Annotated in this window: 18 protein-coding genes; 8 read left to right on the plus strand and 10 right to left on the minus strand. The window is 67.2% G+C overall.

Translation table 11 applies throughout. From position 1 onward, the window contains the following. The first annotated feature begins 65 nt into the window (after nt 1-65). Nucleotides 66-743 carry a FadR/GntR family transcriptional regulator gene (locus NBRGI_RS16025; protein ID WP_029897077.1) on the plus strand — a complete coding sequence of 226 codons (678 nt, stop codon included), beginning with the start codon at nt 66-68 and terminating at the stop codon, nt 741-743. Between the two features lie 126 nt (nt 744-869). Here NBRGI_RS16025 and NBRGI_RS16030 read toward each other — a convergent pair whose 3' ends face one another. Both NBRGI_RS16030 and xylA read right to left on the minus strand, forming a co-directional pair. Next, nucleotides 870-2,045: an ROK family protein gene (locus NBRGI_RS16030; RefSeq protein ID WP_029897079.1), complete on the minus strand. Its 1,176-nt coding sequence runs from the start codon at nt 2,043-2,045 to the stop codon at nt 870-872. 58 nt (nt 2,046-2,103) lie between these two features. Continuing rightward, the gene (gene xylA, locus NBRGI_RS16035; protein ID WP_029897081.1) at nt 2,104-3,285 is read right to left on the minus strand and encodes a xylose isomerase; all 1,182 of its coding nucleotides are present in this window, start codon (nt 3,283-3,285) and stop codon (nt 2,104-2,106) included. Nucleotides 3,286-3,469: 184 nt separating this feature from the next. On the opposite strand from xylA, the gene NBRGI_RS16040 reads away from it, so the two are divergent. Further along, nucleotides 3,470-4,030, plus strand: a complete 561-nt coding sequence (locus NBRGI_RS16040) for a hypothetical protein (RefSeq protein WP_029897083.1) — start codon at nt 3,470-3,472, stop codon at nt 4,028-4,030. A gap of 418 nt (nt 4,031-4,448) precedes the next feature. Here NBRGI_RS16040 and NBRGI_RS16045 read toward each other — a convergent pair whose 3' ends face one another. The 4 genes from NBRGI_RS16045 to NBRGI_RS16060 form a co-directional block, all read right to left on the minus strand. Beyond that, on the minus strand, nt 4,449-5,327 hold the full coding sequence (locus NBRGI_RS16045) for an alpha/beta fold hydrolase (RefSeq protein ID WP_081878102.1): 879 nt from the start codon (nt 5,325-5,327) through the stop codon (nt 4,449-4,451). Between the two features lie 142 nt (nt 5,328-5,469). After that, on the minus strand, nt 5,470-6,441 hold the full coding sequence (locus tag NBRGI_RS16050) for a helix-turn-helix transcriptional regulator (RefSeq protein WP_029897087.1): 972 nt from the start codon (nt 6,439-6,441) through the stop codon (nt 5,470-5,472). 113 nt (nt 6,442-6,554) lie between these two features. Beyond that, nucleotides 6,555-7,682 carry an FAD-dependent oxidoreductase gene (locus NBRGI_RS16055; protein ID WP_029897089.1) on the minus strand — a complete coding sequence of 376 codons (1,128 nt, stop codon included), beginning with the start codon at nt 7,680-7,682 and terminating at the stop codon, nt 6,555-6,557. Between the two features lie 278 nt (nt 7,683-7,960). After that, a complete protein-coding gene (locus tag NBRGI_RS16060; protein WP_235210974.1) occupies nt 7,961-9,592 on the minus strand; it encodes an alanine--tRNA ligase-related protein in 1,632 nt (543 codons plus the stop codon). 72 nt (nt 9,593-9,664) lie between these two features. Between NBRGI_RS16060 and NBRGI_RS46440 the strand changes: the two genes are divergently transcribed. The 3 genes from NBRGI_RS46440 to NBRGI_RS45230 all read left to right on the plus strand — a co-directional run bounded on the left by NBRGI_RS46440 (nt 9,665) and on the right by NBRGI_RS45230 (nt 11,835). Next, complete coding sequence (locus NBRGI_RS46440) at nt 9,665-10,081, plus strand: hypothetical protein (RefSeq protein ID WP_235210975.1); 417 nt, start codon at nt 9,665-9,667, stop codon at nt 10,079-10,081. A gap of 235 nt (nt 10,082-10,316) precedes the next feature. Beyond that, the gene (locus tag NBRGI_RS16075) at nt 10,317-10,769 is read left to right on the plus strand and encodes a hypothetical protein (RefSeq protein ID WP_029897096.1); all 453 of its coding nucleotides are present in this window, start codon (nt 10,317-10,319) and stop codon (nt 10,767-10,769) included. A gap of 418 nt (nt 10,770-11,187) precedes the next feature. After that, nucleotides 11,188-11,835: a TetR/AcrR family transcriptional regulator gene (locus tag NBRGI_RS45230; protein WP_051727817.1), complete on the plus strand. Its 648-nt coding sequence runs from the start codon at nt 11,188-11,190 to the stop codon at nt 11,833-11,835. 127 nt (nt 11,836-11,962) lie between these two features. On the opposite strand, the gene NBRGI_RS16085 is transcribed toward NBRGI_RS45230, so the two are convergent. Continuing rightward, nucleotides 11,963-12,634 (minus strand): SDR family NAD(P)-dependent oxidoreductase, encoded by a 672-nt coding sequence (locus NBRGI_RS16085; protein WP_051727818.1) that lies wholly within the window; start codon nt 12,632-12,634, stop codon nt 11,963-11,965. A gap of 402 nt (nt 12,635-13,036) precedes the next feature. Here NBRGI_RS16085 and NBRGI_RS16090 point away from each other — a divergent pair, with 402 nt between their 5' ends. Next, nucleotides 13,037-13,588 carry a hypothetical protein gene (locus tag NBRGI_RS16090; RefSeq protein WP_029897102.1) on the plus strand — a complete coding sequence of 184 codons (552 nt, stop codon included), beginning with the start codon at nt 13,037-13,039 and terminating at the stop codon, nt 13,586-13,588. After that, nucleotides 13,551-17,915 carry an AAA family ATPase gene (locus tag NBRGI_RS16095; RefSeq protein WP_029897104.1) on the plus strand — a complete coding sequence of 1,455 codons (4,365 nt, stop codon included), beginning with the start codon at nt 13,551-13,553 and terminating at the stop codon, nt 17,913-17,915. Before NBRGI_RS16090 ends, NBRGI_RS16095 begins: the two co-directional genes overlap by 38 nt. A gap of 91 nt (nt 17,916-18,006) precedes the next feature. On the opposite strand, the gene bfr is transcribed toward NBRGI_RS16095, so the two are convergent. From bfr to NBRGI_RS16110, 3 genes are all read right to left on the minus strand, one after another. Continuing rightward, nucleotides 18,007-18,489 carry a bacterioferritin gene (gene bfr, locus NBRGI_RS16100; protein WP_014985862.1) on the minus strand — a complete coding sequence of 161 codons (483 nt, stop codon included), beginning with the start codon at nt 18,487-18,489 and terminating at the stop codon, nt 18,007-18,009. Between the two features lie 59 nt (nt 18,490-18,548). Next, entirely contained in the window at nt 18,549-18,740 is a 192-nt protein-coding gene (locus NBRGI_RS16105; RefSeq protein WP_029897107.1) for a (2Fe-2S)-binding protein, read from the minus strand. Nucleotides 18,741-18,859: 119 nt separating this feature from the next. Next, on the minus strand, nt 18,860-20,311 hold the full coding sequence (locus NBRGI_RS16110; RefSeq protein WP_029897109.1) for an FAD/NAD(P)-binding protein: 1,452 nt from the start codon (nt 20,309-20,311) through the stop codon (nt 18,860-18,862). Between the two features lie 150 nt (nt 20,312-20,461). Between NBRGI_RS16110 and NBRGI_RS16115 the strand changes: the two genes are divergently transcribed. Then, the gene (locus NBRGI_RS16115) at nt 20,462-21,607 is read left to right on the plus strand and encodes a LuxR C-terminal-related transcriptional regulator (RefSeq protein ID WP_036559360.1); all 1,146 of its coding nucleotides are present in this window, start codon (nt 20,462-20,464) and stop codon (nt 21,605-21,607) included.

Genomic DNA, 21,607 nt, shown 5'->3' on the forward strand with positions numbered 1-21,607 from the left:
CGCCCCCGACATGCGGTGGCCCGACCACTTTGACGCCGTATGACCCGCTCTGGATACTTGGTCGCGTGACGGTCGACGAGGGACAGGTGCAGCGCATCGGCGCTACGGAAGCGGTCTTCCGGCGACTCAAGAGCCTGATCCAGGGCACGCAGTACGCGGTCGGCGACCGGCTGCCCGGCGAACTCGCCCTGGCCAAGGAGTTCGGCGTGAGCCGTCCCGTGGTGCGCGAGGCACTGCACGCCTGCGCCACCCTGGGGCTCACCGAAACCCACACCGGCCGAGGCACTTTCGTGATCTCCAAGAAAGAGAGCCCGCGGCTGACCTTCGCAGGTGTGCAGGCCACGGATCTCATCGAGGCCCGCCGGCTCATCGAGATTCCCGCCGCCGGGTACGCCGCCGAACGCCACACCCCGCAACAGCTGGCCCACCTGTTCACCCTCTTGACCGAACTGGCCGACGCCACCGACGCTCGCGAATGGGTGCGCCACGACGGCGAATTGCATACGGCCATCGCGGCCGCGAGCGGAAACGCCATGCTCACGACCTTCGTCGCCGACACCCGCCGCGCGCTCGACCCGCAGTCCGAATTCCTCAATGTCACCCAGGATCGTCGCGCCGACTCCGATCGCGAACACGAGGCGATCGTGCGGGCCATCGAGGCGGGCTCGCCCGAGCAGGCACGGGCGGCGATGGCCGAGCATCTGGAGCGCGTGGCCGAGACCATCGCCCGCATCGGCGACTGACCGCCTACCGCCGACCGGCGGGGTAGAAACCGCAAACCGGCGGATGGTCGATCCGCCCATCGCGCCGCGACGCTGGATCCATGACCTCGGTACAGCCGTCGCAACTGACAGCGATTCCTCGATGAGTCAGGGCCGGCTCGGCGCCGCGGCCAGCAGGAGTTCGGGTTCGAGGCAACTGCGGCGGGTGATGAGCGCGGCGGCGCCGCGGACGACGGCGTTGCGTCCCAGCGGCGAGACGGTGAGTGTCACCGGGCGATCGGCGGCCGCTACGACGCCGGTATCGAGTTCGGCGCGAACCCCGGGCGCGAGATCGTCGAAAAACGTTGCGTAACCGCCGCCGAGCACGACGGTTGCGACATCGCAGATGTTGATCAAGGACGCGAGCGCGGTACCCAGGGCCGATCCGGCGCGGTCGACGGCGGAACGGCTGCGCGTGTCGCCCTGATCCAGGGCGCTGCGCAATGTGGCGAGTCCCGGCGTGCCCGCGGCAGCGAGAATCGCCGCCAAGCCCGCGTATTGCTCGACGCAGCCGCGGCTGCCGCACGTGCAGTCTCGGCCGCCGCGCTCGACGACGACGTGCCCGAGCTCACCGGCGAAACCGCCACCCCCGCGAAACAGGCTCCCGCCCATGACGATTCCAGCGCCGATACCGACATCGCCGGACACGTGGACGAAGTCGTCGCCGACCAGGCGGTGCGGCCACACGTGCGCGAGGGCGGCGAGATTGGCTTCGTTGTCCACCGCCACCGCGGCTTCTCCGAGCGCGGCGGCCAAGCGGTCACCGATCCGGATTCCGTTGAGGCCGGGCACGTTCGGGGCGTCCAGGACCGTTCCGTCGCGGACGAGGCCGGGCACGGCCAGCCCGACGCCCAGCAGTTCCGCCCCCGATTCCGTCATCGCCGCGCGGACGAGCACGGCCAGCCGCTCGATTAGATCCTCGGTCTCGCGGTGCCGGTTGTCGAGGTCGAGATGTCGTTCGAGCACGGTGGACCCGTCCAGTCGCTGCACGGTGACCCCGAGGTGGGACACGTTGATCTCCGCGCCGATCGCCACGGGAGCAGCCGCCGAAAAGCGCAACGGCCGTGACGGCCGGCCACGGCCGGTGTTGACCACCGGGTCCTCGGTCAGAATCCGTTGCCGCAGTAGCGGTTCCACGATGCTGGCAACTGTGGCCTTGGTCCGGCCGGTGCGCTTGGCGAGCTCCGCCCGCGAGGCCGGGCCGTCGAGCACGGCCAGCAGCACCGCCCGCAGATTTTCGGTGCGCACCTGCCGCAAGTGGGCCGGGCCGGGCCGCGAGCTCATCGCCCGAGATACCGTGAGCGGGTCGCGGATTCGATCCCCGGCGACCGGTGTCGCCCGTTCACCGCGCGCCCAGCAGATGTTCCAACGCCAGCTGGTTCAACCGGACGAACCCGTACCCGCGCGCTCCGGCACGAGCAGGATCGAAGTCGGCCGTAGCGGGATCCGCCAGCAGCTGTGCGTACCCCTCCCCCGCGGCCAGCGTCGGGGTGCGCAGATCGGCGACGCCTGCTACCGACAGTGCCTGCTGTACTTCGGGATCCGCCCGGAAGGCGCTGGCGCGCTCCTTCAGCAGGAGGTAGGTGCGCATATTGGCGGCCGCCGAATCCCACACTCCGGCAATGTCTTCGGTGCGAGAGGGTTTGTAGTCGAAATGGCGCGGACCGTCGTAGGCAGGTGCGCCGTCGGGGCCGCCGTTCTCCAGCAGATCGACCAGACCGAAGGCGTTCATCAGGTCGCCGTGGCCGAATACCAGGTCCTGGTCGTACTTGATGCCACGCTGGCCGTTGAGATCGATGTGGAACAGCTTGCCCTGCCACAGCGCCTGCGCGATCCCGTGCGCGAAGTTCAATCCCGCCATCTGTTCGTGCCCCACTTCGGGATTCACGCCGACCAGCTCGGAATGGTCGAGGGTGGTGATGAACGCGAGCGCGTGCCCGACGGTCGGCAGCAGAATGTCCCCGCGCGGCTCATTGGGTTTGGGCTCCAGCGCGAAGCGCAGGTCATAGCCGCGGTCGCGCACGAATTCGGTGAGCAGGTTCAGGCTTTCGCGATAGCGGTCGAGCGCCGCCCGCACGTCCTTCGCGCTGTCGTACTCCGCGCCCTCGCGACCGCCCCACAGCACGTAGGTCCGCGCACCGATGTCGGCGGCCAGCTCGACGTTGTGCAGCACCTTGCGCAGCGCGAACCTGCGCACACTGCGGTCGTTGCTGGTGAAGCCGCCGTCCTTGAATACCGGATGAGTGAACAGGTTGGTGGTGACCATCGGCACGACCATTCCGGTGTCGGCCAGCGCCGTGCGTAGCCGGTCGATGCGACGCTGCCGTTCGGCGGCGGTACACCCGAACGGGAACAGGTCGTCGTCGTGGAAGCTCAGGCCGTAGGCCCCGAGCTCAGCGAGCCGATGCACCGCCTCGACCGCGTCCAATTCCGGCCGGGTGGCGTCTCCGAACGGATCCCTCCCCTGCCAGCCCACGGTCCACAACCCGAACGAGAACTTGTCCACAGCAGTCGGCTTCGCCATATTCATTCCTATTTTGTTCAAGTATTGAACTAAGTGTACTGCCCACCGTGCCGGCGGATGGATCTGATCGGTCAATCGATCGCGCCGGTACTACCGCGATAGCCCTACCCGCGGACCGGCCGACGCGGGCATTCCCCACATGAGTGCATTGACGTGGTTTGTCACCACGGCGGAGCCTTGTCGCATGAACTACAAGCCGCTGCTTTTCGGCGTCATTGCCGCCGCTCTGTTGATTCCTGCGGCGCCGGCGAGCGCCGCCGAACCCATCTATTCCTCAGGGACTTTCGAGCCCTGGCGGGACGGCGCCGTCGCCGTCACCTACGACCAGAAGCTAGCCCCCGCCGGCAGTCGTGCCATGGTCGTCGCCGTCAACGATGACGAGAAGACCACGGCCGTCCTGCTCGTCAGCGGGCTGCTCCCCAACCGCGTCTACGGCTCGCACGCGCACCTGAAGCCGTGTGGCGCCAAGCCGGCTGATTCCGGTTTCCACTACCAGAATGTGCAAGACCCGAACGCCAAGGACACCATGTCCATGGACGCCCGATATGCCAACCCGCAGAACGAACTCTGGCTCGACTTCACCACCGACAAGGACGGCAAGGCCGCGCAGATCGCCACCGTCGAATGGCCCTTCCGCAAGGGACAGCCCGCCTCGATCGTCTTGCACGAGAAGCGAACCGACACCACCGACGGCAACGCGGGCATGGCAGGCGCGCGGGTCGCCTGCTTGAGTGTCCGCCACTAGTCACTCGTTCACCTGGACGTCCGGACGGTCATGCTCGCCCTGGAGCTGATGGGACTCCGCGCTCGCGGGAATCCCACTTCAGTCAGCGGTGCGCCGCCGCGCCCGTGCAGGCGGACGCGGCGGCGACCAGCGTGAGCCCGGCAACACGAAAGGGCTCGCCGACGAGCTACCCACACCCCGCCACGCCAAACAAACGGGGCATGCTCGCCTGCGCCGAGGCATCGGGGATCGCCCTCGGTCGCCGTCCGACCGAATGGGAATCGCCGGCTTCGGGACGGGCCGAAGGGCAGCCCACACTCGCGGGTCGCTCGAAGTTCGCACACGCCAACGTGTTTCGCCGGACATTGCACGCGTGGCCGACGCGGGCGTGCACAGCCGCTGTGCCCTCCGGCCCTGTTCGGAGTTCACTGTCGCGGTCTCAGGTGCGTGGGTCTGTCTGCCGGAGGTGTTCGAGGACGAGGCTGCGAACAGGTTCGACGTCGGCCAGGAGGCCGTGCCCCGCACCGGGGAGAATCACCGTGCGCGCCCCGGCACGCCGCGCGACCTCCGCGGCCGCCACCGAATCGTGCACCTGGCTCGCCCCGGCCAGGGCGACGAGGGTCGGGACCGGCAGGTGCGGCAGCCCGTCCGGCAGGTGGGGATGAACGATCGGCGAGGCCGGGAAGTGCGCGGCTCCGCGCGCGAGCAGGTCGAGGTACGCCTCCACGTGCGCGGGCCCGCTGCCGGGAGGGCCCGGTGCGAGCATCGCGCGGGCATCCTCGAACGTAGGGTGCGGGTCGCGGTTGCGACCCAACTCCTCGAACTCGGGGCTGAGCCCGGCGAAGACCAGCGGCGGATCGAGCAGGACCAGTCGCCGAACCCGCTCGGGATGGGCGAGCGCGAACCGGAACGCGAGGTGCCCGCCCAGCGACTGGCCGCACAGGTCGGCGGCGCGTAGCCCGAGCAGATCGAACGTTTCCGCGAGCCAGTCCACGAGATCGTCCATGCTGTTCACGGCCGCGCCGGTGTGTCGACTGCGGCCCGGCTCGCCGATGGTGTCGACGGCCAGCACGTGATGCTCCTCGGCCAGCGAACCGATGACCGGATACCACATTCCGGCCGTCCCGCTGTATCCATGGAGCAGGACCAGCGACGGCGCCGCGGTCGAACCTGCGGACGTGACTCGTGTCGTTCCGTACCGACCCGGAAGATCTACCGTCTCGGCCGGTACCGGCCAAAACGTCATCACCGCGTCGTAGGCCGCGAAATATTCTGCTTCCAGCTCGGGAGTGGCGAACACCCCTGGTCGACTCGTCATCTTTCGATACCCCTTTCCAAGTCAACTGTATTATGTCACTTGTATGGAAACGAAGGAAAGGGGGTGCCTGCCGAAATGCGCAACGTTCCAAGCCAGTTCGGTGGAGACCGCCAACGAGCCAGCTGACCCGTGGCGGGGTCGGTTACCGACGGGCCGCGGTGTCGGACGGCAGTTCGCCGAAGCGGTCCCGGTAGTCGCCGGCGAACCGGCCGAGATGAGCTATCCCCCATCGGTAGGCGATCGCGCCGACTTGGTCGGTGGACCCGAGGATGTCCGCGCGGATCCGTTCGAGGCGCAGGTTGCGGATGTACGCCATGGGCGTCACGCCGATCCGGTCGCGAAAGGCGCCGGTGAGGGTCCGCGGGCTGCAGTCGGCGGCCGCGGCGATCTCGCGGAGGCCGAGCTGCTCGGTGAGGTTCGCTTCGATGAACGCCAGCGCCGCGCGCAATGCGCGGGGATATGCGGGCTGCGGACCGTCCAGCAATTCGCCGGTGTGCGAATGCGGTTGAGCCAGCAGCAGTGCGGTGACGATGCTCCGTAACTGACTGCGTTGCAGTTCCACGCGCTGGAACAGCGGATCACCCGAGTCCAACTGCGCCAGTAGCGAATACACGAGCAGCCGCACCGCCTGTCCCTTCGGCTTGCCCAGATCGAGGGCGAAGTCGAACCGCACCGTCGACAGCGGCGGGTGTCCGGTCAGGGCGGTGAGTTCCTGGTCGACCAGCGCGGCGTCGATCCGCAGGCCCAGAAATCGCGTCGCGCTTCCCAGCGGACGCAACTCTTGGGTGTCACCGGGATTCACCACTCCCGCCGTCGACGAGTCGAGGACCGCACGCAGTCTTGCGCGCGATGCCGAGATCGCACCGGAGACACCGATATTGACGAAGTAGGACCGGCGCCCGGCCGCGCTGTCGACGCGCACGTCGAGCGGCGAGGCGAAGTAACCCACCGCGAAATCGGGCGCGGTGACGCCGCGCACCTCGTGCTCACCCTCGCGCAGGTCGGCCAAGGGCGAGGTGATGATCGATCCGCCGAACAAACGGGTGGCCGCGTTGAGCAGATCGACCGGGTTCCGCGAACTCGTGATGCGGAAATCGCGCAGCGGCGCAGTCATAACATTCACCTCCCTCGGGAGGACCCACGCCACCTCTGGTGCGGCCGACTCCGACGATCAGTATGCCAACACCTGGCGCGCGGTCGCGATGACGACGGTGCATGCGGGTTGGCTCACGCGGATTCGGCGAGCTGCCGGTGACCGGCCTCGATCAGCGGATATGCCTCGTGGTGGCGCTGCTGCTGCTCCAAACCCGAGATCGTCACCGAGGTGTGGACCAGCGCACGGCACCGTGACGCACGCCGGTCGACGAAGGCCGCCAGCCCGGCGCCGACCGTCGCATGCCGAGTCAGTTCTTCGGCCGCCACCAAGCCGTCCTCGATGGCAAGCGCTGCGCCGCTGGCCATTTGCGGAGCCGGGGCGTGCGCGGCGTCGCCGATGACGACACCGTTCCCGCGGTGCCACGCGCCGGTCAGCACGGCGGTCCGGACCGGGCGGCGCACGACCGAATCGGACGCGGACACCAGAGGCCGGAGCTGCGTGACCCGGCCCGGGAAGACTGCCAGCAGCTCAGCCAGTCGCTGCGCGAGTTCGGCCTCGGGCAGGACGCTCGGCGGCACCCCGTTCTCGGTCAGGAACACATACGCCAGGCGATCCGAGATGGGCACGAGCCCCGCGGTATCGAGCGGCCCGGCGAACTGGTGAATACCGTTGGCCCACAGCGGACGCGGCACCAGCGCCCGCCACACCATCTGGCCCAGGTAGTCGATCGAGGTCCGCAGACCGAGCAGCTCGCGCACCGACGAGCGAATTCCGTCCGCACCGACCAGCAGCGCGACCCGGCGGTCCGTGCCGTCCGACATCCGCACCTCGACCCGGCCAGCCGCCTGCCGCACCGCCGTCACGGTCGAGCCGTGATGGATCGCCGCCCCGCGCCGTTCAGCATTCATGTACAGAATGCGGTGCAGCGCAGCACGGGAGATGCCGAGCATCGCCGGTCGCTGCTCGCCGATCAGCCGCGGCAGTTCCACCTGCTCGGCAGACCTGCCCTCGACGTCGACATGGATAATCGCGCTCATCCCATAGCCTTCGGACAGACACGCGTCGACCAGGCCCAGTTCCGCGAGCGCCCGCAGCGACGGGCCGGTCAGACACAAGCCCCACCCCGCGGTCGATCGATCCGGATGGGCCTCGGCAACCTCCACCCGCCACCCCGTGCGCGCCAACGCGATGGCCGCCGTCAGACCCGCAATCCCCGCACCCACGACCAGCACCGACCGGGAACCGTCTTGACTGTCCATATCCGCCTCCTGCACAACCGATTTCGCAGGAACAGTAGGAGACGTGCCGCACCCGCCTTATCCGGATCGAGCAGCAATCCTCCGCTCCCGGCAAGGATTCCGGACGAACATCGCTGCAACACCCTGAAGTCCACCTGAGTGCCGGGCAGTGCCCACTCCGAGAACGTTTCTCGGGTTCCACGCCATCTCAGGTCGGCCGTCGCGTACCAGAGCACAGCGAAGATGACCTATGGCGTTCGACATCCGATACCGCTGAGTCGGCCCGACACAGCCACGAGTCAACTGACATCGGCTTCGATATTCAGGTACACCAACAGATCGCGAGGCAGGCCATGGGTGTCGTGCAGATAGCGGTAGTCGTCCTCGGTCAAGAGACGTCCGGTGAAACGGCTGTGGGACAATATCTTTCGTCCCCGCTGGAGCAGCCGGACGAATTTGCGTTCCTCGTCGAGCAGGACGGCACGCACATCGTGTGGGTGAACAGATTGCCGGAAGTGCCCGAGGGTGTGTTCGATCAGCTCAATCGGTAGATCGGACAGGGTTCGGGTCGGATCGTCGCGCCACAGCGTGGTCAGGACGCGGCGGATCAAACGGCGGAGTACGTACCCGCGGCCGGACGGGGAGGGAGTGACCCGATCGCCGAGGACAACAATGCTGGATCGCAAATGGTCGGACAGCAATCGCAGCGACCTTTCGTCCAGCGGGCCCCAAAGTCGGGGCAGAGTGTTCAGCCAGGGCAGGAAGACGTCGATCTCGAAGACGGACCGCGTGTTTCGCAGGATGCGCACCAGCCGTTCCAGACCCAGCCCGGTGTCGATGCCAGGACGGCGCAACGGTTCGAGGATGCCGTCGGGATGCCGGAAGTATCGCATCATGACGTGATTCCACACTTCCACCCACCGGTCATCGGATGTCGGTGTGCCCTGCGGCATTTCGTCGCCCGTCCAGACGAAAATCTCGGCATCGGGTCCGCAGAGTCCGGTCGGGCCGTTGGACCACCAGTTCTCGTCGGTGGTCGGCTTCACCGGTAAGCCCAGTTCATCGCATGTGCGCCACGACTCGCGGTCAGGCTCGACCTGTTCGTCACCGCCGAACACGGTCACGTGCATCCGGCTGGGCTCGATACCGAAACCGTCACGCAGCAGCTCGAATCCCCAGCGCAGGCTTTGCGAGCCGCCGTAGTCCCCGAGTGACCAGGACCCGAGCATCTCGAACACGGTGAGGTGAGTATCGTCACCGACCTCCTCGAGATCGGTGGTGCGCAAGCAGCGTTGCAGGCCGGTGAGCCGCTGGCCCAGCGGGTGGGGTCTGCCCAGCAGGTATGGAGTCAGCGGGTGCATTCCGGAGGTTGTGAACAGCACCGGATCCCCCGGCGAGGGAATGAGCGATCCGCCCGGCGTGCGTTCGTGCCCGCGTTCGCGGAAGTAGTCGAGGAAGGTTTGCACAGTCTGGTCTGTGGTGATCATGGTGGTTGCTCCATCGATGTGAAATCGACCGGAAACGACCGCACATGGCAAGTCCGGCAACAAGACCGACGCATACCAGCGGACCGTTTCCGGTCGCCGGCAGGGGAAAGAGGTCAAGCGGCAGCGACCGGCGAGCTGAGAGCTCGCGCGGCCGCGGCAGAGATTCCCGAGTTGACCTTCATAGAGGCACGGTAGCAACCACGCCATGCAGAGCACGACCGATTTTCGGCCCTCCGCCGTCCAGCATCGGCGGTTCGATCCTGGCGTGCACAGGTAGTCAGCGTAGGCAGTAGCCTGCTGCTGCCAGTCATCGACAACGCCAGACCCTGCCCGCTGGTTTTGGCGTCGCGACCGGGTAGCTCGATCGAGAATCGAATGATGACATCGTCTGGGGGATCCGCTGGCAAGTCGAGGGGGCTCGACCTCGATGCCGTTCGCTGGCATATCGGCAGGGAAGATCAGTTGCGCGCTGCGGTGTCGACGCGAGCAGGCGCGGTATTGAGTACGAACGCGCTGGTGATTGCCGGTACGGCCCTGTCGTTTTCGTTGCGGGACGCGCGCCGCCCGAATCTGGCGATGCTGTGCACGACACTGGGCGCGCTGCTGTTGGTGGCGGGGTCGGTGATATTCGCGTCGATGGCCTTGATCACGTTGCGGCGCACCGATCGTCAGTTCTTCGGACCGAGAGCGGACGCTTCGGCTGTCTACTACTACACCGGGATCAGCGACCAGTGGTCTACCTTCGACGCGTTCCGGGAATCAGTCATGAACCAATCCCAGGAGCAACAGTTCCGGGGCGCACTGGTCGAGCTCTGGCGCGCCGCCAACCTGCACCGCTACCGATACCGCAAACTGCGCACCGCGGCCTGGCTACTCCTCGGAGCCCTCGGCATGCTGCTGGTCACGGTGTGGATCGCCGCCGTCGCCCCGTAATCTTGCTGTGCGCGAGGCGAGAACGCTCGACTCCGCTGCTGCACACCGGTCGCTACCGCCCAGATTCGCGTCTCGTCGACCGCGCGCGAAACAATGTTCCGGCTAGCAGTCAGGCGCGGGCGAACGCGTACGCATGCAGATGTGCGTATCAGCAGTCCTGGCCTGGGTCTGAGTCACGTTGTGCCGCAATCATTCTGTAGACCGGAGCCGATTCGCGCGGTAGCGTCACGAGGTCATGGCCTTGGTTGACCCCACCTATATCGGCGTGATGTCTGCGGCGATCTCCCTCGGTGGTGCGGCGCTGACATGGCGCAACGCGAGGGGCGCGAGAATGCACACCGGCTTCGAGCTGGCTCGATCGCTGTACGGTTCGCTGACATCGCCTCAAATGTGCGATGCCCGTGATGTTTTGGGCTTCGAAGGTGTACTCATCGGCAGAGAAAGCCTGCTCGGCCAGAAACGGATGAACGGCACCGAACCAGCGGTCCGCTACCTCGACAACGCGATTCGATGGCATGTGCAGGAGTGGGCGAAACGCTGGCCCGAACTCCGTCAGCAGATAAAAGACCATGTCAGAGATCTAGACGATCATCATTCGCTCACGAGCTTTATCGGTCTGGCTGCCGCTGTATTGCACGATTCCCCAGAGGTTGCCGAACTCTTTGAACTGCTTGCCGACCCGCAATAGTCGTCGAAAACTTGGCACCTCTCGCATATGCCCACATTCTGCCGAACACGTCGGCGAGCCGGCCAGGGAATTCAAGCAATTGTCCCGGCCGACAATGCATCCCTCGGGTACGCCGCGAATATCCGCCGGACCTCATCTTCCGAACGGCATTGCCGCCGGCGTCCGACGAGTTCGCACATCCGACTGCTACGCTTCTCGGCGAAGAAAACCATTCCGGCGGACAACCGCCGCAGGCGGCAGGAGACGACACCGGATGAGTCCGCGATCAACCGGACGCCGATCAGAGCGTCGTGCGCCGACATGGACCAGCGGTCACATCGTCCCAGCCCACTGACCCGGCGACCCTGACACGTCCGCGTCAGCCCACCCTTCAACTTACCGCGAATAAATTAACATAACTGAGAGTAAATCGGACCTGATGGCAGACGACAATCGCTTGCAACGCACCTATCGCTCCCCGGTGCGCGAGGAGGCTGCGCGGCGCACCCGGGACATCGTGGTGCGAGCCGCGATGCAGGTGTTTGCCGAACGCGGCTACGCCGGTGCCACCATCGATCAGATCGCGACCTGCGCCGGCGTCTCCCGTCCGACGGTGTTCGCCGCGGGCAACAAGGCCCAATTGTTCGCGCTCGCCCGCCAATACGTAGACAACGACGGTGACGTCGCCGAAGCCGATTCGACGATGGCGCAAATCCTCACGATCGCCGACCCCCGTCGCCTGCTCGAGCAATTCGCCGAGCACACGGCCGCGATCATGCAGCGAGCACGGCCGTTGCAGGGAGTGCTCGAACAGGCCGCGGGCACCGAGCCCGAGCTGGCGGAACTCCTGCAATCGACGCAACAACAACTGCTCGACACGGCCGGTAGCGTCGTGGCCGCCGTCGCGGCGACCCGATCGCTGCGCCGAGGGATCTCACGCCGCACAGCGACCGACGTGCTCTGGTTACAACTCCAGTACACGAACTATCAGCGCTTGGTCGACGAACGCGGCTGGAGCCACCGGGAATTCGAGCGATGGCACGCCACGGCGATGATCGCCACCCTGCTCGAACCGCGCCACGAATAACCAGCCGCGCCGCCGCTGCGGGACAGCGCCCCGGAAACGCCGAGGCGAGCGAATTGCACTATAAAGCAACCCCTTTCGCCGAACTCGCGACTCATGCCGACGGTTGGCAGCGCTCCGCCGCGCCCGCTCAGCCAGTCATGGTCAACAACGCACCGTGCACATGGGCAGCCCGGCGGGAAACGAGAAACCGGATGGCCTCCGCGACCTCCGCAGGCCCGTTACAGTCCTGCGGCGCCTCGCCCGGACGCAGTTCCCGAGGCGGGGCGAGCAGGTCGCCGGGATCCACGAAATTCACCCTGACGCCGCTCGGCCCGTACTCGGCCGACCACCACCTGGTCAACTCGACCAGAGCCGCCCGCGCCGCCCGCGCCCCACCATTGTCCGGCGTACCCGTCCGAACACCGAACCCACCGACGTTGACGATCGCCCCGACGCCACGCGCCGCCATCGATGGGGCGAGCGCACCCGCCAACAACAAAGGCACCCGCACATTCAGATTGAACACGGTGTCGAACACGTCCTCGGTCGAACCGTAATCAGCTTCCCCGGCATTGTTGACCAGCACCCGCACCGGGACGCCGGACAACAATCGGGGTATCTCCCCGATCAACCGAGGCGCCGCCGCAGGATCTTCGAGATCGGCCACCAGATCGACCGCCCGGCCCCCGGACCACTCGATCAATTTGCAGGTCTCCGCCACAGCGGTGCCGTCACCACCGCAAGCCAGCACCGAATATCCATCCGCTGCCAGCCGCAATGCGGCTTCCCGCCCGATCCCACCCGACGAACCGGCAACCACTGCCCACTCCCCCCGGCTCCGAACATCCCCCACCAAGGCTTCAGCCATCCGACGTCATCTCCTTTTTGCTTGCGCCGCTTGGTGACTCCGTCCGCCACCACCGGCGGCACAGGTGCGCGAAGGCTGGGGCAGGAGAACAGGTCCGCCCCTGAATGTTGCTTCGTTAATATTAACCTGTCAAGACTGAAGCTGCCCGGCACGCGAGATGACCCACGGGCCCTGAGGACGTCCGGGACCAGTATCCCCGTCTGACCGCCGCGGAGCCGCGTCCCGGTCCGCCCTCGACCCTCCTGAAGTGGACCGACACGATCACGAGACATCGGCCTGCGGTGATCATGCCGCGTTTACTTCCTTGCCCTCGAAAAGGTTCTGCCCGTACACCTCTCAGGTAGCATCGGCCAGGTGGAGGAATTTCTGTCGCTGGCGGCGTTGGGTACGGTCGCGTTGTCCGAGGGCGTCAGATTTCTCTACGACCAGGCAGGTGAGTTGCTCCGGCGGCGACGCGCACGTGCGGGTTCGGACACGGAGTCGGAGACGGGCACGGACCGCGAGACGCCGCCGATCGTGACCGAACCCGAACAACTCCCCGCGCCGGACATGGCACAGGTGCAGCGATTCGAACCCGAACTGCGTGCGTTGCGCGGCGATCTGCACGAATACGCGGCCGGTGTGGATCCGGTCGCGCCGTCGGACGAACGCTTGCTCCACCTCGTCGACGCACTGCGTCGGGTGCTGGAGACGATCCACGGTACGCCGCTCGTGTTCGCGGGCGAAGGGCGAGAATCGGCGCAGGTGCGCGGCAGCATCGACGCGGACCAGGTAGCAGGCTACGTGGCCGCGGTGCGCGCCGACCGCGCCGAGGGCACGATCGAGGGCCACACGCGGGTTCGCGAAGTGGTTGCGGGAGGGCAAGCCATTGGAGTCGATCTCGGAGCCGACCGCCGGGAGCGGTGACCGCGGGCCGCGACCGTTCGCCGAACTGATCCGGGACCGGGTCGGGCCGGACTTCGTCGAGCGTAAATGGTTGCGGGACAGGGTAGCAGCGGCAGCCGAGACCAACAGGTACGTCTTGGTGACCGGCGAGCCGGGAGCGGGCAAGACCAGCCTGCTCGCCGGACTGTCGCACGCCCGTCCCGACTGGCTCCGCTACTTCATCCGTCAGGACAGCCGAACACGGTTGGCAGGCGGGGACATCCAGTCATTTCTGCTGTCCGTCGGCCACCAGCTCGCCCGCGCGCGGCCGGAACTGTTCGAGCCCGAACGCCTCTCGGTCGTCGTCCGCCAGCACATCGAGACGGTCGCGCACGGCGGTCGATCGATCGGCATCCGTATCGAAGACCTGACCGTCTCGCCCTTCCATCGCACCGCCGTCCTCGAGGTGGAACAGCGGATCAATAACGTCGCGGGGACGGTGACCGGTGTCGAAATCGGTTACGCCGCTGTCGAACCCCGGCTGCTGGAGCCGGATAATCTGGCGCATCTGGCGTTGATCGCGCCGGCCGAAGTTCTGCTCGCGACGGACCCCGCCGCCAGGGTCGTGATCGCGCTCGACGCGCTCGACGAACTAGCGGACGACCAAGCCGCACCGAGCCTCTTGCGCTGGCTCGCCGACGGACCCGAACTGCCACCGAACATCTGTGTCCTCATGACTTCTCGGCCACATGCCGGACTCGGTCGACTGCGATCCGCGCGTATCGGACAGCTCGCTGAGATACCCATCGATCCGGGCTCCCCAGAGGTGGCCGACGACCTCGTCGGCTACGCCCGGCGGGTACTCGGCACCGAGCCGATCGCGGCGGCCGCACGCGCACAGGGCTATCTGCTCGATCAATTCCACCGTGATGCCGTCGGCCGCGCCGACGGAAACTTTCTCTACCTGTCCACCTATGCGCGGGCACTGACCGACGCCCTCGCCGAGGATGCGCCCCAGACCGCGCGGCTGCTCGAGGTCGTCGGGCTGCCACCCGGACTCGCCGGTCTGTACACGTATTTCATCGACACCCTGCGCACCGACCTCACCCGGCTCGGCCAACTCGAGATCCGCGATCCCCGCAATGCCGACGACACGCTGACACCGGCCTGGGAAGGGGTGGTGCAGCCGATTCTCGGCGTGCTCGCGGTGGCCGCAGACCCGTTGACCACGGATGAACTCAGCACGCTGGCCGGCGTGCGGGTCTGGCCGAGTTCGGTACGCAACATCCTGGCCCGACTGCGCTGGCTGCTCGACGTCCGCGACGATCGAATCACCCTATATCACAACTCGATCGGCGAATTCCTCACCAGCGAGCCGATCCGCCGGCAGCGACCCGAGTACGCGGTCGACGCTCAGGAGTGGCACGAGCGCATCGTCCGCCACTACCGCGGCCGCGCCGCCGCCTGGGCCGCCGTCGACTGGGACAGTGTCGACCGCTACGGGCTCATTCATCTCGGCAGGCACCTGGCCGGCAGCCGCGCCGCCGTCGCATCGGAGCTACCCGACCTCGTCTGTCCCGGGCTGCGGCGCGCCATCCGAACCACCCTCGGCAGCGACCGCCACTTCCTCGGACTGGTCGAACTCGCCGCAGAGCGAGTTCTCGAAAGCCCCTCGCTGACAACGGGATTACCGGCGATCCTGTATTTGGGCGTGGTCCGCCGGCAAGCGCTGCGCTCGGTGCACGACGTGGTGCCCGGCGTTCTCGGCCTCCTGGCTCGGATGGGGCGCACCGAGGTAGCGATCGAGCATGTGCTCGCAGTGCCGCCGTCGTATCAGCAGTTCCTGGGCATGCACGAGATCGTGCGGCAGACGCCGCGAGGTGCGAGCGACGCCCGCCTACGCGACCTGTTGGTGCAGTGCGCGTTGACGGTACCGGCAAGCGAGATCGGCACGCTGCAACCGGCCCAGTACCCGCTGCGATGGGCCGCGACGGCTATCGCGCCGTACGATCTCGACCGCGCACTCGTGCTGTGGGAGCGAGCCCGGCGACCCAACTCCGGCTGGCGCGAAGACCACCCGCCGGACGACTTGTATCGCGCGGCCGCGGCGATCACTGACGACCGCGCGGCACGGGCACTCGTCGCCGCGATCCGGACCGATCGAGCCGGTGACTACCTGGATCTCGCCGTCCGCGCCGACACCGGGGACGTGCCGGAACTGCTTCGCCTGGCCGAGTCGAGTCTGATCGAAGCCGGCACGGCGGGCCGTTTGCATTGCCGCGCCAGGCTTTTCCGGGCCTGGCTGCCGCACGACGCGGCCCGTGCCGATCGGCATCGGGCGCAGTTGCTGGCGGAGGTCGAGCAGGGCAGCGACGACGCGGGCGCGCTCGGGCGCGGCTTGGTCGACGCCGCCACCGAATTGGCCGACACCGATCGGGCGACGGCTCAGCACCTGCTCGGCCGCCTCTCGACCGTCCCCGTCAACGGCCACACCGAAGAGGCGTTTCTGCGTGCGGCACGCCTGCAGGCGAGCTGGGGCGCCGTATTCGAGAGTGGACGGCTGCTGCACCAACTCTACGAGTGGAACAACTCCATCTGGAGCCGAGTCGAGCGCGCCTCGGTGGTAGCGGAGTTCGACACGGCCGACGCGGTGGGAATGCTCGAGGACGCGCACACCGCGATTCCCGCACACCAGCCGGATCTGGACGTCATCAGCCGAATGCACCGAGAGAGCCAGTTGCGGAGTGTCGCATTGGGTTTGGCCGAGTTCGATCTCGGCCGAGCTGCAGCGGTAGCCAGGGAGCTGACGGAAACCACCTGGTCTCGAATGAATACGGACCGCTACAGCGTCCTCGCGCTGCTCGCGCATCGTCACCTGGACGTCGGCGACACCGAGCAGGCGACCGTGCTGCTGCACGAATGCCTCAACCATCCCGGCGGGGTCCGCCCGCTGGTCGACGCCCCGAAAACGGTGCCGTTCCGACTTGCGGACAGCGAGCGGGCCGACGTACCGGGTGCGCGGGAATTCGCCCTCGTGTATCTGCACAATCACATGCGCGACTGGGCGACGCTGTGCCGCACCCGCTTCTACCACTCACCGGGCGACGTGGTCCGCGCGCTGGCGCCCGGACCGAGAGCGATCGCAAACCCCTACAGCTGGGCACGCACCACCCGGGTCTTCGCCCAACACCTCGCTCGTCATGATCTGCCGCGGGCGATCGCCCTGGTCGACGCGCTGACCGACGACGGAGAGCGGGTCGTCGGCTTGGCCACGATGTTCCAGTTCGCCGCGAGCGTCGCCGTCGACAGCACCGACGAAACAGCGAACAACATGTGGGCGCAGTTCGGTACGGCGCTCGCCCGAATGCGGCGCTACGAATGGGTTTTCGATGACGAGCTCGATGCGACTCCCTTCGCCTACGTGCGCCCGGACCATCGCACGCGATTCGACGCCGCCTTCTGGCTCATCCCGTACGAGGCCGATTCCGCCATGGCGTTGCTGTCCCAGAGTGGAGCGCGATATCTGACCGACGCCTTCGCGATGGTGTTCGGCTACGAGGGTTCGTCGGGATACATGATCAGCGCGGTGCATGGCAACCCACCGTTCCCGCCTTATCGGCAGTTGCACGCCGCGACGCTGTCCGTGCCCTCGCACGGAACCGGATTCGACGAGTTGCTGTGGAGCATCAGCAGCGCGATGGCCTGGGTCCATGAACACCTGATCATCTCGAGTACCCGACAGCCGACGGTGTCCGCGCCGATGCCACGCATCCCCGACCCGCTCTACGCCGCGCTGGTGGACCTGCTGTTCCATCCGCCGGGCAGGGACCCATATCGGGACTTCACCGATCGAGTCCGCGAGCTGATGACCGGCGACCGACTGCCCGCGGTCGCGGGCCTGGTCGCGTTCGCCGCGGCGCTCCTCCCGGCGGGCGACGCACTTATTCGCGAACTCAGCATGGAGATTCTCGCCGAGGCGCGCCGCCGCGATCGGGCCACCCGTGTCGTCACGCTGCTCCAGTTCGCGGTATCGCAGACCTGTGCCGCGCTGGTCGACCCGGTCGAATTGCTCACGGACGCAGCCACACTCGACCTCGACCCGGATCTGTCCGTATACCACGAGGTGATCACCGAACTGTTTCCCGTGCTGCTGGACCGGGCTCCGGCGTTCGCTTTGCGTCAGCTCTATGCCGCCCTGCGCGACAACTGGGCCCTGGCGATGGCGCTACTCGAGCGTGGCGCCGAGCCGCTTCTCGCGGCCCTCGGTGTCGACGTGGTCGAAGTCCTGCATGCCGAAATCCGCCGAGCGGTGGCCTGCGTCGCCGACGACGGTACGGCGCCGACACTGGTGGACGGCGTGGATCTTTGATCGCTCCGGCGGTTGCGTGTCCGCGACGATGGTGGTGGCCTGCCGACGCGATTGCTCGGCAGGCCACCGCCGTCGACTACCGCGCCGCCGCTCAGTCCCCTTCGGGAATGTCGGTGTAGCGCTGCAGGTACAGCTGCTCGCCGAGCTTTTCCAGCAGGGCGAGTTCGGTTTCCAGATAGTCGACGTGGTGCTCCTCGTCTTCGAGGATCGCCTCGAAGATGCGGGCGGAGGTCACGTCGCCGCGGGAACGCATCAGCTCGATGCCGCCGCGCAACCGCTCTACGGCTTCGAGCTCGATCTGCAGGTCGGCCTTCAGCTGTTCGGGCACGGTCTGGCCGATGCGCAGCGGGTTCAGCTTCTGATAGTTGGGCAGCCCGTCGAGGAAGAGGATGCGGTCAGTGAGGATCTCCGCATGCTTCATCTCATCGATGGACTCGTAGCGGGTGTGTTTGGCGAGCTTGGTGAAACCCCAGTTCGCCTGCATTTTGGCGTGCAGGAAGTACTGGTTGATCGCGGTGAGTTCCGCGGTCAGTTGCTCGTTGAGCACATTGATGATGTCCTTGTCGCCTTCCATGGCCACGGATGGTGTCACACGTCACACCGGGGCTTTCCAGGAAGGATTGCCTATCTCGCTCAGGCGGCGGGCGCCTCGGACCGGACCGCCGTCCGGGCTTGCCCGATCGCGTCGACGAGCCTGCGGGTGCAGCTGCCGCAGCCGGGCTTCCAGCCGCACACCGCTTTGACCTGCTTCACCGTCGCGGCACCCGCGGCGACGCAACTGTGCACGTCCGCCTCGGAGACGGCGTTGCAGATACAGACGTACACGGTCGACCCTCGCAGGTAGGCTTCAACTAGTAAGCGAGGCTAACCTAACGAGGTAAGCCTCACCTAATTGGTAGCACCTTTTGTCCGCAAGATCCAGTTACCGATCCATCCTGTGACGTTCAGGGCACCAGATGCCGGACGAGGCCGGCTGCTTCCGCGGCGAGCCCCGGCGGGTTCGTGGCGATGAACATCGCGTCGGCGGCCAGATTGCCCAGGACGTGCCAGGTCGGGTCGGGACGACCCGCGACGAGCAGACGGCGGGAGCCGGATTCGGTGCGCACTCCCCCGGCGGTCGCGGATTCGGCTGCGCCGCAAGCCAGCAACGCACTGATCAGCGGCTCGGTCTCGGTAGGCGTGGTGTAGGCAGGCGGGTTGACCGCGTTGACGACCGTCTGCGCGGGCCACTCGATGTCATCGTGCACGGTGAAACCGCCGCCGGTGCGCGCCTCGATCTTGCGCAGTCCGGCGCGCAGGCGCAACTGTCCCGAATCCAGCAGCCGCAAAACGATTTTCGCGTTGTGCGGCACCATCGGTGAACTCAGGCTGCTGATGGTGCGAAAGTGCTCGGTGCGCAGCATGGTGCGATCCGATTCCGGCAGCAGCGGCCAGACGATCGGGCCGAGCACCCGGATCGCCATGGTGAGCAGGCGGCGGCCCTGATGCGGGTCGTCCAGCTCGGTCAGCTGCCGGCGCAACCGTGCCACCGGGTCCTCGGCGGCACGGATCTGCGTGGCGAACGAGTCGAAATCCTGTCCCAGCTCGGCGAGTTCGGCGCGCATGAGTTCGACCAGTTGCGGCAGCCGCACCACACCGGCGGCGGCCAGTCGCTGCCCATTGGCGGCGGTGAGGTGTTTCGGTGAGAGCGGAAGGGGTCGCTGTTGCACGAACGGCAGGACGCCGCTGCGCGACAGCAGGCTGATCGGCCCCGTGTGGCCGTTCGCCGTGAGCGCCACGGCTGTGTCGACCGCCGTCAGCCCGCTGCCGATCACCGCGACGTGCGCGTCGGGTGCTACCTCGGTGATCGTGTCGCCCAACGGATATGGCTCGTTGACGTAGCCCGGCGCACCGGTCAGCCCGTAATGGTCACGGGGTCGACCACTGCCGACGCTGAGCACCGCGCGGTCCACCGGATGCGCACCGGTCGCGGTGTGCAGCAGCGCCTGGTCGCCCGCCGCACGAGAGAAGCCGACGACGCGCGCGTTCACCACACTGACCCGCCAGCCCCTGCGCCGCAGGCGGTCGATCGCGCTCCGGGCGGTCTGCTCCAGATACTCGCCGTACATGCCGCGGGGTACCAGCGGCTGTCCGAGGCCCTCGTCGAAGTAACGGGTCGCCTCGTGGCGCCCCTGTAACCATCGCTCATAGTGCGCGCGGTCGGTGGCACGCACCGACATCAACGCCGGCGGCGCGTTCACCCGAACCGCCTCGACGTCCGCCTGGTACGCCCGCCCACGCCAGACCGCGGTGGAGCCGTCGAACACCGTGATACTGCCTGCCGTGCCCGAAGTGGCCGCGAGCGCGTCGAGCAGCGCGACCGCCGCCGCGCCCGCACCGATGATGCCGAGATCCATCCTGTTTCCTTCCGATCACTGGGACCGGACCAGCCTCACCCGGACCGGGTCACCCGGGACATCCCTCGTTTGCGGGGTTCCCGCTGCCACTTCGCCACCCCCGCAAATGAGGGATGGCGGACCGACGGCGGACACGGCATGGTTGCGTGCATGAGTGTGGCGTCGGTCGACATGGGCGGGCTGCTGGCGGGAATCGAAGAAGCCACGGACGCCCACGCGCTGTTCGCGCGGACATCGACGCGGCTGCGGCGGATCGCGCCGTTCGACGCGGCGGTGTGGGTGGCCACCGATCCGATCAACGGACTCACCACCGCGCCGGTGCGGGTGGAGAACCTGCACGAGGGTGGCTGCGGAACCTATTGGGAGTCGGAGCTTTTCTCCGAGCACGTCAACCTGTTCCGTGAACTGGCGCGGGCGCCGGTCCCGGTCGCGGGACTGCGCGCGGTGACCGGCGACGACCCGGGCCTGAGCCCGCTGTATCGGAACTTCATGTGCCCGCGCGGATTCGACGACGAACTGCGCGCCGTGCTCCGGGTCGACGGGCAGCCGTGGGGCCAGCTCAGCCTGTTCCGAGAGCGTGGGCGAAAGTCATTCCAGGACAAGGAAATAGCCCTGATCAGCGCGCTGTCGACGCCAATAGCACGGCGGTTGCGCAGCTTCGCGCAACCGTATGCCGCCACCGCGGCGAGCGGGCAGCCGGAAGCGCCCGGCATGCTGCTGTTCGACCAGCACGGCGGCCTCGTATCGATCAACGACGAGGCGCGGCAGTTGCTCGCCGAGATGCCGCCCGGCCCCGCGACCACCACCGCGAACGGCATCGAGATACCACTGCCCGTATGGATTCTCAGCACGGCGGGCCGCGCCCGCATCACCGGTGAGAACTCCCGGATCCGCATTCGCACCACCACCGGACGCTGGCTGGTCTGCCACGCCTCGTGCCTGCGCGACCTGACCGGTGCGCCGGGGATGACCGCGCTGGTGATCGAACCCGCCACGCCCTCCGAGATCGCGTCGCTGGTGGTGGCGGCCTACGAGTTGACCCGGCGCGAGCTCGACGTCACCGAGCTGATCGCGCGCGGCCGGTCCACCGGTGAGATCGCGAGCACCCTGTTCCTGTCCGCGCACACGGTCCGCGATCACGTGAAGGCGATCTTCGAGAAGGTCGGCGTCACCAGCCGCGGCGAGCTGATCGCCAAGCTGTTCACCGACCACTACGAGCCGCTGGCGACCACCCGGACGGTACGGGTCTTCGACGGGGCGCAGGATGAAGCCGACGCCGGGACCGCGGGAAGATAG

Origin of the sequence: Nocardia brasiliensis IFM 10847, assembly GCF_000710915.1 — a bacterium.
GTDB lineage: Bacteria > Actinomycetota > Actinomycetes > Mycobacteriales > Mycobacteriaceae > Nocardia > Nocardia brasiliensis_A.